General features: G+C 52.2%; 4 protein-coding genes. 2 read left to right on the top strand and 2 right to left on the bottom strand.

Translation table 11 applies throughout. From position 1 onward, the window contains the following. Window positions 1-49: 49 nt before the first annotated feature. Together B3M32_RS04710 and B3M32_RS04705 are read right to left on the bottom strand one after the other, a co-directional pair. Entirely contained in the window at window positions 50-808 is a 759-nt protein-coding gene (locus tag B3M32_RS04710) for a hypothetical protein (RefSeq protein ID WP_290743908.1), read from the bottom strand. A gap of 148 nt (window positions 809-956) precedes the next feature. Beyond that, window positions 957-1,604 carry a porin family protein gene (locus B3M32_RS04705; protein WP_290743907.1) on the bottom strand — a complete coding sequence of 216 codons (648 nt, stop codon included), beginning with the start codon at window positions 1,602-1,604 and terminating at the stop codon, window positions 957-959. Window positions 1,605-1,829: 225 nt separating this feature from the next. Between B3M32_RS04705 and B3M32_RS04700 the strand changes: the two genes are divergently transcribed. Then, window positions 1,830-6,749, top strand: a complete 4,920-nt coding sequence (locus tag B3M32_RS04700) for a T9SS type A sorting domain-containing protein (protein WP_290743906.1) — start codon at window positions 1,830-1,832, stop codon at window positions 6,747-6,749. 111 nt (window positions 6,750-6,860) lie between these two features. Continuing rightward, window positions 6,861-13,064, top strand: coding sequence for a T9SS type A sorting domain-containing protein (locus B3M32_RS04695; RefSeq protein WP_290743905.1), 6,204 nt, complete (start codon window positions 6,861-6,863; stop codon window positions 13,062-13,064). Window positions 13,065-13,094 lie beyond the last annotated feature (30 nt).

Raw genomic sequence — 13,094 nt, 5'->3', positions numbered from 1 at the left:
AGGCGGGCCGCCTTGGGCGACCCGTCTAGAATCCTTGCGAAGTTTCTGATTAGAAGTTCACGCCGAACTTGCCCGTGAGGGTGATGGGCATGTCTTCGCCGTAGTAGTCTTCGCCGATGCCGAAGCGGGCGTCGATGCCGGCATAGAACATCTGGTTGATGGCGATGTTCAGGCCGAGGAACGGTGCAATACCGATGGTGCCGCTTGCGTCAGAACCCGGAAGTTCATCGCCATCGTGGGTGTATTCGCCGAGCCACATGTTGATGTCAACACCGACGTACGGGGTGAGCATTTCGTTCACGGCGAAGTCCGCTTCGAGGCCAATCTTCAGGTCGAACGGAGGAGAAACTTCGTCATCGCCTTCGGTGCGGAGGCCAAAGCCCAATTCAGAACCGAAGTTCACCATGCCGAAGTTCTGGGAGTACTGGACACCAGCGTAGATGCCGAGGCCATCCGGAGAGACTTCTTCGTCACCGATGGGGAGGTTCACGTCGACGAAGGCGTTCATGATGGGCATGAACTGGTAGCGGAACATCAGGTCGAGGTTGCCGATACCGTCAGCCTTGGCGTCATCACCGTCGAAATGCGTGAAGATGGTGTACGGAAGGCGGAGACCGGCTTCCAAGTTCTGGATGATGCTGTAGCGGGCGCCTACGCCGACACCGAGGCGGCTCCAGTCGCCCCACATGGAGAACGGGACGGTGAGTTCGGCCTGGCCTTTACCGGCTTCCTGGACCGGGAAGTAGTCCCAGGTAGCGAACGAGGCGGTGGCTGCAATAGCAGTTGCGAGAAGGGCTTTTTTGAACATTTAATTGCTCCTTGTTTTGAGGTTAACTGATTGAATAATAATAAATTAAGAACGCAAAAGGGGACTTGGCATCCCCTTTTGTGATAATAAACACAAAAAAGCACCCCAAAAAGGGTGCTTTTTCGAAAAAAAACCGGAAATCCAGCCCTTAGAGGAACCAGTAGGTGGCGCCGATGGAGATCTGCATGTGCTGGACGTCGACTTCTTCGGAACCGCCGAGACCCAGGTCGAGATCCTCGAAGGTGTTGGTGAAGCCCATGACGAAGCGGAAGTTCACGTCGAGGTTAGGGATGACCATGTAGCCAAGACCGGCGGCGATGCCGAACTCGAACGTCTTGGTGTCCTCGAACATGTTGAACTCGGTCATCGTGTTGCCGAAATTAGATTCGAAGGCCTTTATTTCTTCTTCGGTCATATTCGGTCCCTCGAATTCCGCCTTGCTGCTGAGGATGAACCCGATTTCCGGGCCGGCTTCCACGTAAAATTCCGGAGTCAGGTTGGCACGGAACATCAGCGGAATCTGGAGCACCCAGGCGGAGAAGGTGAAGTCGTCTTCTTCGCTGTTGGTCACGCGGCGGAAATCAATACCGAGTTCGGGGGCGGCGGAGAACATCGAGTTGATGGTGTACTTCCCGGCAACAGCGGCATTGAAGCCCAGGGAGAAGGAGAAATCGTCGGTTTGTTCTCCCCTGAAATTGCTCATGTTCACACCAAGACGACCGCCGACATTGATTTGCGCGGCTGCCGTTGCGACTAGGCCGAAAACGAGGGCGATTGTCAAGAAAAGTCTTTTCATTTGTACTCCTTTTATTTTTTTGCGATAACTGACAATAAACCTATATTAAAATGTCTGTACGTGGGGAAAAAATAAGGTAACATACCCCTTAATTGAAAACTTTTGTTTACAAACGAGTAGCCGTTACCCCGTGTCCATAATCACAATGCAGTCCGGTTTGTCCAAAATCACTATGGAATTAACATATAATAAGTTATTTTCTTTAAAAATGGATACGAGGAAAACATGTCAAAAAATCGCATCTACCTGAAATACTCCCTGGCTCTGGCACTTCTTTTGTCTGGTACCGCGTTCGGTGCTTTTACCGAAAAAATGAAGCATTTCAATGCGTTGCAGAACTGTTACACTTTTGGATTTGGCCCGGCGGCCACCCAGACTTGTTCGGGTACTGTGTTCCTGAGCCAGTCTTCGGAGCCCTGTGAACTCGGTGCAACGGTGCAAGTGGGGTTCCAGAATTTGACATGCATTGCCACGACCAAGAAGGAATTGACGACGGTAGAGGACGTGAACAAGGTTTTCCACGAGATGGTCGCCACTGTTTGGGATGCCAGGTATCCGCTTGAACTCTTATCCGATATCGACTTGGGTGGATTTGACGAGAATACACCCGAAGGAACCTGCGATGCCCAGGCTGTGCCGCTGGACTTTGTCGCAAAGCAGTCTTTCTTGGGCGGCGACCATTATGTCAAGAATTTCTGCTATGTCCACGACATCGCTGACAGCGTCATGTCGGCGCCTGTTGGTCTTTTCCGCAGCCTTCCGGAAGGATACGCTGCCAATATCCGCGTCAAGAACGTGCGTATCGTTATCAAGGATTCCCGTGCGGATCGCGATGCGGCCACTGCTGCGGACAGCTATTACCCGGTGGGAGCCCTGTTCGGTTCTGTGGACATGGCCACGGTTGAAAATGTTGTCTTGGAAGATGTCTCTATCAGCGCCCCGATTGCGGGCGGTGTCGCCGGCTTTGTCAGCAATTCTTCGATTCGCAACATCCGTGCGATAGACGATATCGATATTTCCAACAAATTGGAATTGACCCCGGCCAGCGGCAACTACGCCGGTGTGACCATGGCGGGGAAGGACTTTGCCTACAAGACCTGGCCTTCGGAATATACGGTGTTCCTGGGTGGTGTCGTCGGCATGGCGGTCAAGGATTCTCTTTACAACGTTCGTGTCCGCGGGAAAATACGCGACTTCAGCAGCGTCAAGACTCCGTCTGCGCTTGGTGGCCTTGCCGGCATGATGGCTTATGCGGACATGGACTACGGTGCTTTCAACGATACTCTGGAGCTGAAAACGGCTACGGCTACTAGCGGAGCCGGCCTTACAACTATTTCGGGTGGTCGAGCGATGGGAGGCCTGTTCGGAGAGGTGTCGCACATGTCCCCATCGTCGGCCCCCAATAGCTACACAATCCAGAACGCGTTTGTCGATAGCGTCCGGATTCTGGGCGGTGTTTCGTCTGACGTGTATGCCGGCGGCCTTGTCGGTAGGGTTTCGTTTGTGAACGGCAACCGCATAAAGATTTTGAACAGCCGTGCCAGTGTCGATATCAGTGATTCCTTGGCCACTGCCGGCGATTTCCGTTACTATGCAGGGGGTATTCTCGGTGCCACGAGCGACTGCTCGACATTGGGCGTTGCCGACAACAACGAGACGGCGTTCCTTTCTGTGGTCGGGGCGAAAAGCTCCGGTGCTATCCGTGTTGCGGCTAACGCTACCGAGGTTTCCGGATTGAATGCCGAGGTGTTCCTGGGCGGTATTGCCGGACAGGCCTGCTTCACTGCGGCTCCGGACGCGTTCCAGAAGGATACCTCTACTGTCGTTGTCGAATCGGCGGTGAAAACCGGCTCCGACAGCGTGTTTGTGGGCGGCCTTGTCGGCGTGGCCGACATCTTCAAGAACAAGACGCTGACTTTCAAGGATTCTCGCTTTAACGGTCGGGTCATTGCGGCCGACAGTACAGACAAGGTGTACATGGGCGGTGCTCTCGGTGCGTTCATCAAGCAGACCCGCTCTGTGGCTTTCTCTGGTGTTTCCGTAAACTCTCCCTCCGGCAACGTCGTGGAACTCCGCAGCGAAGGCAAGAGCGCTGCCGGAGCCAAGGCGTTTGTTGGCGGACTCTGCGGTTATAGCGCCCGCCTGGCGGGCATCGCGCTGTCCTCTGTTGTCGGGGGCCTGCTTGTAGAAGATTCAGATTATGCGGGCGACTCCCTTTATGTGGGTGGCCTTGTCGGCTCGGCCGAAAGCGATATGGCGCTTTCTGTGAATAACACGTTCAGCGTGGGTGCCGTGCAGGTGAAATCTGCTACCCGTACCAATCCGGCTGTGTTTATGGGCTACCTGATGGGTCGTATTTCCATGACGGCTTCGCTCGCCCGCGTATTTACCTCGAACTATCATTATTCCGAAGACGATGTCGACTATATCGATGCCTTCGGCAAGATCACCAACGGCGATACCGACGTGACGGGCAGCTGGAAAAGCGGGGTTCCCACGTGGACCCTCCGGTATAATGTCCGCAATGCCGACACCAAGGATGTCACGGCAAGCCTTATTAACGGTACCCTGACCGAAGCCGACATGAAAAAATCTGAATTTGCCGGGGACCTGAACAGGGAACAGAAACCGTATGTGTGGAGCTTTGAAACGGGCTACAACGACAATCTCCCGTTCTTTGCCGATGAAAGCCATCAGCCTGTCGCTCCAAACGAGATAAAGACCTATACGGTGACTTTCGTCTACTATGTGTGGGATGATGAATCTTCTGCCTACATCAAGAAAAACCATCCTGTACTCGCCGAGTCCGGTACTATCGTGTCTTCCGTGGCTCCCGAAGTCCCCGAAAGGGAAGGCTATACCTTTACCGGCTGGGACAAGGGTGGCGAACAGGTTACGTCGAACATGGGTGTGACGGCGCAGTATACTTTGAACAGCTACACTATCGTGTTCATGAACGGTGACCGTGAATTGAAGACTTTGGAACTGAAGTACCAGGAAATGCCTTCGTATGATGACCAGAACCCGGAAAAGGAACCTTCTGCAGCCTACAGGTACGTTTTCAAGGGATGGTCTCCTGAAATTACCAAGGTTGTCGGTTCTACTGTGTACAAGGCGGTGTTCGATTCCATTCCGAACCGTTACAAGATTCGTTTCGTGTATAGTCTGGGCACGGTCACCGAGGGTGATTGGGAATACGGTGCCATGCCGATATGCGAAGAGATCCCCCGGTTGCCAGCTTCTGCAAGCCATACGTACACATTCAAGGGCTGGAGCCCGGAGGTGACGACAGTGGTTGGCGAACAGACCTATACGGCCCTGTTCGATTCCACGGCTAATACCTTCAAGGTAACCTTCATTGGCTATAAGGGCGACATTCTGGATATCCAGACGGTCAGCTACGGCGACGCCGCCGTGGCCCCGAAAGAAACCATCGAAGAAGGCAAGAAGTTTGTCGGCTGGAGCAAGGATTTCAGCAACGTGACGGATGACTTGCTTGTGCTTTCGTTGGTGGAAACGGCCCTGCCGAACTCCAGCAGCAGCGTCGAATTGCCTTCCAGCAGCAGCGTGGTGGTGCCGGAATCCAGCAGCAGTGTGGTGGTGCCGGAATCTAGCAGCAGTGTGGTGGTGCCGGAATCTAGCAGCAGCGTTGTGGAACCGGAATCGAGCAGCAGTGTCGTGAAGGATACGCTCAGAATTGTGGAGCCGAAGATCGAACAGTCCGGCAGCGCTATCCGCCTCACGTTCGGTTCGAAGTTCGTCACGCCCGACGAAAAGGTTTCTGCCAAGATCGAGCTGTTTGGCGAGAATGGCGATTACAGGGATACCGTTATCACGGAATCTCTTGAAGAATCTGTCCGTACGGAATGGGAACTGTTCCCGGCTCCGATGGGCAAGTTCACCGTGGTCTTGACTCTTGACAATGGCGATACGACGGCTGTCTACAAGGCCGAATTCGAAGTCGCCAGCGAGATTGCCGTGACGCCGCGTTCTTGGCAGATGGTGAGCCTCGCCGCATTCAATAATACGAGCAACAGCTTCGATGCCGAACAAGACGCCCTGTACTGGTGGGATGAATCCAACCCGGTGGGCGAATACTGGCAGTATCGCAGCTACAAGGTTAATGAATCGAACAATCCTTCTCGCGGATACTGGTACGGTACCAGGAATGGTAACCCGCTTATCCTCAAGGAAGAATCTCCGATAGTCGATTCCAAGCTTGTGTGGCATCTGGACAGCGTCTATAGTGGCTGGAACCTGGTGGCCAATCCGCATGGGTGGACTATCGACCTGAAGAACGGTACTGGCGGTGACGTCGAGTTCTGGCAATGGAATCCGGTGAAGGGCGGATACGAGATCCCCGAATTCCTGGGACCGTACGAAGCTGTGTGGGCCAAGGTTAAAGAACCCACCACTTGGACAATCTCTACGAAGCCAGTGTACAATCTGAAGAAGACGAGTGCACTTGCCAAGTCTGCCGGCGAAGATTGGTCCGTGCGCGTGATTCTCGCCGACGAGTTCGGCAAGCAGGATGGCTGGAACTTCATTTCTGTCGGCAAGGCTGCGAACATGGAAGAACCGCCTGCAGGCATGGGCGACCACGTAAACCTCTCTATTGTCGACAACGGCAAGTACCTGGCCAAGAGCGTAAAGCCCATTGCTGACGAATACGTGTGGCAGATGGAAGTAAGCGCCTCCGATTACCGCGATGGCTTCCTCACGTTCGAAGGTGTCGGTGCTTTGGCGGCGAAGGGACTCAAGATGTTCGTGACCGTCAATGGCAAGACTACGGAAGTCTCCGAAGGCCAGCCGGTGAAGGTCCTCTTGAAGGATAGCTCCACGCCGGTAACTGTGCGCGTCGCCCGCTCCGGCGTGGCTGTCGCGAAGGCCGCCTCGCTCGGCGAACTCCGTACGGTGCAGCGTGCCGGGCTTGTGGATATAGGTTTCGACGTGCCTGCGAACATGGCCGGTGCGAATGTGCAGGTGGATATCGTCTCGCTGGATGGCAAGGTGGTAAATCGCAGCAGGTTTACGGCTAATGCAGGCTCGAACATCGCGACACTGAGTTCGCCGCATAGGGGACTCTACTATGTTCGGGTCCGGGCTGGGAACCTGACGGCGATAAAAAAGACCATGGTCAGGTAAGGAATTGAAAAAAGCTCCATTTTAAGGAATGGGGCTTTTTTTTGTGTGTGATGATTGGCCTCAAATGAGTTATTTTTCTTACGTAAGTGTTTTAGGATAGAGAGGGCCTGTATGACCTTGAAACAATTTGCCTGTATTGCCGGATTGCCGCTGTTGGCGATAGCCTCCCATGCTGCCGGAACCTCCCAAACTACTTCCGGCTATTCCGGAATCATGCCGGTAATGTACGAGTGCTCGAAAGAGAATGTCTTGGGCGGGAGCAAGCCGGTTTTTAATTGTCATATAACCCAATTGAAATCGCAGGACGAACTCGCCGCTGCGAAAGCTGGGGGTGTGGGTCAAGTCTATGACGAGTGGGACATGTCGTTCGTCAATGACTTGTACAGTGAACTGGATGCGCAAATAGGTACGGGAGAGATCGAAGGCATCAACGTATATTTCGAGAATGATTTTGAATTTGGCGGGACGACTGCCACGAGCAGTGGCGATATAGAATGTGTTGACGGTAACAAGTTTTTTCGTCCTTTGAAAATTCCTGCGGGAACGACAGATGTCAGTATCAAGGTAGACGGCAAAGGCAACACAGTCAGCAACTTATGCCTTATCGACAACGGTTGGGCCAGTTTTTTTGCCCAACTTCAAAATGCAAGTGTTGAAAACATCGCTTTTGAAAATGCTTATATAAAGGCTTACCAGTTAAATGCTGATCAGGTAACGACTGCGGCTGTGGTCACATATAGTGCAAAGAATGTTGTTTTTGACAATATTACCATAACCGGTTCCTCGGTGAACGCCGTAAATTGTGCCGGAGGCATCGTAGGGGATGTTTCGGGAACTGGAACTAGCCAGTTGTCCATCATGAACTCCGATGTGGATGTATCTGTTACCGGCGTGAAGGTTGGCGGCCTTGTCGGGGTATTGTCTAATAGCCCCCTGGCGAGTGGATCTTCCGTTGTTCTTTCTGACAATACGGTGAAGTTGAAGATTGACGATGGCAGGGCGGACAGCTCGATTTATGTGGGAGGGCTTGTTGGCAAGATCGATTTAGAAAATTCTGCCAGCGGCATTGTGTTTGAAATCTCGAAAAACAGTGTGACTGCCGATGTGAACGAAGCTGAATTGGCGACATCTAAGCAACAACGTCCCTATTACCTGGGAGGGCTTGTAGGGTATATGATGTTTAATTCGGACTTGCTAGTTAGTGAAAATACGGTGACTTCGAAAAGAATGAACGTAAGCCGTACGGTGTCTGCGGACGTCTATGCCGGAGGCCTGTTTGGATATGTTGACTACGCTTCGAACGCAAACGGCTTTACTTTCGAGTACGAAAAAAATGTCGTGGATGTTTCCATGGATATAGAGACGAAATCGAGCGTCATGGAGTATCTCGGAGGATTGGCCGGCTATTACATGGGAGTGGCCGATGGCGAAACGTGGTTCCGTAATAATCAGGTCAAGGCTGTGATTGCCAGTAGCAATCCCGATGCCTATCTTGTGCAAATGGGCGGGCTAGTTGCGGCTTTGATTGAAAAAAATACTAACGGAGGCGACAATGGGCTATATCTTAACAGCCTTGGAAATGAACTTACGCTTGCGATGAAGGCTGCTTCGACACAGGCAGTAAGAGCGGGCGGCCTTTATGGTATTCTACGAACGAAGCCGGGGCAAGATCCCTATGGAGTCGTAATTACTACATCGAAGGTAAAAGCTGTTGATGGAAAAAATCTAATCGAGACGACTGCTTCTACGGTTGAAGAAATTCGTGCAGGAGGAATTGTCGGCGTTGTCGATAATTCTACCGTTTCCTTGAACATAAGCCAGTCGCACGTGCAGGGAGATCTTGAAATTGCGGCGACGAAAGCCACGGATATGACGGTCGGCGGTGTCGTGGGCTATGCCGTGGTCTCGGATGCGAATATCTATGGCAATGTTTCCGAAGGAAATATTCGCGCTTCTACTGGCGACAATGGTTATGTTGTAGGCACCTTGCAAACTCAAGCACAGAGTCAATTGGGGATGAATCTCTATGCCAACTACCATTATGGCGAAAGCGATGCGGATGTGGCAGATGCGATTGGCCATTTTACAGTGGGCAATACCAATGTTACGGACTGGAAAACGGTGGGAGAATCCTCGGGTAATACTTCATATTTCATCAAGTATAACTACCGCAATGCACTCAAATCCCTGGCTGCTGATGGAAGTCTCAATATTAAGGGCGATGGAGCTATTGGAACAAACGGCTTGTATAACGGTGTTATCGACAGTAGCGAAATGAAATCACGCCTGTTCACTTATGTTTTAAATAACGTGCAGGGGCCTTATTCTGTGGCGTACTGGGACAACGAACCGGGGAAACTTCCCGTGATTACGGGTGTGCTGACCGCTTATAAGGTGAGCGTTGACTTGTCGAGTGTTTATAGCCTTTTAACGAGTGATGATAAATCTTCGCTGAACGATTACCTGATTACGGAAAATGGTGTGCCTTATGTGGTTGCCTATAGTGAAAAGGACGGAACGCTCCCGACGGATTTCGTGAAAAAGATGAATGCCTTGAGCATAAGCTTTGCCCCGATGGATAGTTGGGGCGGAATGGTTGATTTGGCGAACAGGAACTTTTCGAATAATGAAACCTTTGGAGTCCAGTTGGATCATAAACTCAAGGTTGTCTACGAAATAGAAGACCCCAACCAGAGCGGGGTGTATCTTTCGTTGGATGACCAGAACCCGATATATCTGTGGCTCAAGGTAGAAAATACCACGCAGTTCTCGTCGGATATTGTCCCTCCGGTGTTCATGACGTTCGGTGGCTCGCGCGATGTGTTCGAGGTTGCGAATTATTACGTGACCTGCTCTGATAATTCGAAAAATTGTCCATCGATTCAGGATTATATCGGATCGGAAAAAACAATTTCGCAAATCCTTGCGACGTATCAAAGCAAGTTTGACGAACATACGGATGTTCTCCACCTCGTCTATAGCAACAGCTACGGGGGTGTCCCGGGGGTGAGTGTAGTTACCGAGAAAGACACTTACTCCTCGTTTATGTTGGATGCAGTCTCATATGGCTTTGGCAAGGATGGAAAACAAACGGCGGCCGATTCCCTGTTGGAACAGGGCGCTCTTAAATCGGAGCTGCCGCTGGCGTCGCGTATTGCTGTCCGTGCGGGGCTTGGTTACAGGCTCAAGAACTGGCAGGCCGATTTCTGGATAGCGGACTCCCGCGTGGTATCTGGTTATGACGAATTGGAAGCTTGCTATGAGAACTCTTCGAGTAACTACAATTCTTCTAAATGCTATGCTTACGAAAGCATGACTGCCGAAGGCCCTTATCTTGCAGGGAAGGATACGTTGTACAATGAGTACATGACCAAGGCGGATAGAAACGGCGCTTCTACGCCCAAGGCGTTGAAGTGGACATACAAACTGGATACGGAAAAAGTGCTTGATCTGGATAGCGTTGTCGCTGCATTTGCGCCCTATCAGGGATTGCTGCAAGAGATACTGTTCCATTTGCATATAATCCCGGAATACGAAACGATTCCCTACAAGGTTACGTTCGACATGAATACGGATTCGAAAAATGTATTCTTTACGGACAAATTTTACAGAGATTCTGCGTATGCCGTCGAACCCTGGGAACGTTCGGAATTTCCGAAGGCTTTCCGTACGGATGCCTGCTTTGCGGGCTGGACAGAAAAGCCGCTTTCGGTTTCGCCGGGAACGAGCGTTTCTACCGAAAAGGAACTGAATGTAAGTCTGCTTGAAAGGCTTGACGTAAAGGGGGACTCTTTAAAACTCTATGCGGCCTGGACCGATTCGAGCGATCTGAACCATTGTTGGGGTTTCTATGTGACCACCTTGGAACTGGATCAAGAAAAGGCTCCTTCCGACAAGCAGTTTGTAAACCGTGGAACGGTGTTCTTGTGGCAAGGTGATCCGAATGGTGGCGACAAAAAGTTCGAACATCATTTCGAAAAGGACATAATGTATGTGCCGGCGACCGATCCTGATACCATTACGTTCCATGTCGCTTCGCTCCCGGACTCCGGTTACGGCCTTGCGGATGCAGTCCTGGTGACTAAGGATACCTATGGCTCGGGCAGTGTTGAACCACTGCGTGTGACTTTTGGCAATACGGATACTACGTTTACCGTGGCGATGATGGGTGGGTATGAATACGCCCTGCAAATACGTTTCGGCAGGGCGGTGAAACTGAAACTCGACTTGAATACCTCCAATAAAGACGTGTTCTACGGCATGAACTCGATTACCGACAGCATTTTGTCTCTAGTGGAAGGTTCCGGGCAGGTTTGGCTGCCGAAAGAAATCTATACTTCCGATGCCTGCGTGCTGGGCTGGTCCGTAAAATCTGATTCCAAGAACTACGAATACCGCGACAGTGCTTCTAGCGACGAACTCTTCGAAAATCTTTCCAAGAATTATGCCCTATACGCCGTATGGGACGATGCGGATGAATGCGTGGCCTCGGCCAATTACAATAGGGCCCGTCTGGTATCGGAGCATGGCCAGATAGCCTTTGACGAAAATGGCAACGATTCTTTGAGGCATACCTTTGCCAGCGACAGCACGATGCTTTTGGCGCACAGCATGTATGGAGCCAATCTGGTATTGCGTTCCCTCCCGGAACCGGGATACAAGCTGGATTCTGTCGTGGCTGTCTATAAAATCCGCATGCCGGACGGGACATACGGTCCTGAAAACACCGAGGTCTTGCATAAGGGCAGCAAGATTAATGATTACCTGCTGAATGCGACCTTTAACGCGTACTTCTCCGAAGGCGAAGAAAGCGACGACAACTCCGTATTCAACTTTGTCGTGCACGATTTTGCGCAGTCCGGCTCTGCTGTCCGTATCGTGCTTGAAACCGACCAGGCAGCGGTGGATTCTGCTGCGGCCTTCCAGATGGCTTTGATGGATGCCCAGGGAAAACCGCTTGCCGGTGATACGACGATTTCGAAGTTGACGGAACGTTTCAAGGGTAGCAAGATCTGGTGTCCTCTGGCACCGGGAAAATACACGTTTGTGGCGAAGCTTTCTACCGCCCGTGACACGGTGTCCTTTGATACGTCATTTACGGTCAGCAACGAAATTGCGGTGCGTGCCAATGAATGGCACATGCTGTCGCTTGCCTCCGTGGACATGAAAAAGGTTGTCTGGGACGATGACCCGATGTTCTACTGGTGGGATGAATCTAGCTTGAGCGGCGAATACTGGCAATATCGCGGGTTGAAGGCGAATGGCAGCGTAGACGAAAATGTCGGTTACTGGTACAACAGTCTCGAAGGCCGAGCGTTGTCGCTGAGTCCCGAGGGAGAAAATCCCAACGACCGGATTGTCTGGAAGCTGGATAGCCTCTATACCGGCTGGAACCTGGTGGCGAACCCGTACGGCTGGTCTGTCGATATTTACGGAGACAGCAGCAATGCTTCTGACAAGGTGGCTTTCTGGAAGTACGATCTGAAAACCGGAAACTATGATCCGGCGACAGAGATTGGTCCTTACGAAGGCGTCTGGGCGAGTGTGGATCATCCGATGGAATGGTTCGTGCCTGGCACGCCGGTGTTCCCCAAAGCGGGAAAGGACGGGAAGGCTCTGCATAAGGCGGTGTTGGCAAAGGCTGCCGACAGGAACAATTGGACGATTCAGGCGGAACTTTCTGACGGTAACGGCAAGGTTGACGTATGGAACGTCCTGGGTGCTGGCGAAAAGCCTGTTTCCGGTTTGGAACCGCCTGAAGGCATGGGCGATCACGTGAACCTTTCCATTGTAGACGGCAAGAAGAGGCTGGCGAAGTCTGTGCGCGAGGCCGTTCCCGAAATGGAATGGACCGTGGCGTTGAGCGCGTCGACAAACCGTACGGGCTATTTGAGTTTTGCCGGAGTGGATGCCCTCAGGGAATTCGGCCTGAAGGTGTTCGTGACCGTTGACGGAAAGACGACAGAAATGCATGATGGCCAGTCGCTTAAGGTGGGCCTGACGAAGTCGGCCAAGCAAGCCACGGTCCGCGTGGCCGCATCGGCAAAGAAGACCGTCGCTTATACGATAGGCCGTCTCAATTCCGTGCAGCGCAACGGGATGCTCCAGGTGAGCCTGGATATCGGTAACGGGCTTGCCGGAACCCGCCTGAGTCTGGATCTCGTGGATATGCAGGGACATCTGGTAAGGACGGTTTCTGCACGGGCTGCCGAAGGCCTGAATACCCTGCAAATGGCCTTGCCGCGGTCCGGTGTCTACGTCCTCCGTGCGCGTGCCGGCGGTCAGGCCAAGACCGGCAAGGTCCTGGTAAAGTAGAATTACGGAAAATACGCCTAAAAAAGCCCC

This window comes from Fibrobacter sp. UBA4309 (genome assembly GCF_002395745.1).
GTDB lineage: Bacteria > Fibrobacterota > Fibrobacteria > Fibrobacterales > Fibrobacteraceae > Fibrobacter.
Note: the sequence above shows the minus strand (reverse complement) of the source record. Positions and strands in the feature narration are given on the sequence as shown.

Bases quoted from the DNA above. Each gene is read 5' to 3' on its own strand.
- B3M32_RS04700 (WP_290743906.1), top strand. From the start codon at position 1,830: ATGTCAAAAAATCGCATCTACCTGAAATACTCCCTGGCTCTGGCACTT.
- B3M32_RS04710 (WP_290743908.1), bottom strand. From the start codon at position 808: ATGTTCAAAAAAGCCCTTCTCGCAACTGCTATTGCAGCCACCGCCTCG.
- B3M32_RS04705 (WP_290743907.1), bottom strand. From the start codon at position 1,604: ATGAAAAGACTTTTCTTGACAATCGCCCTCGTTTTCGGCCTAGTCGCA.
- B3M32_RS04695 (WP_290743905.1), top strand. From the start codon at position 6,861: ATGACCTTGAAACAATTTGCCTGTATTGCCGGATTGCCGCTGTTGGCG.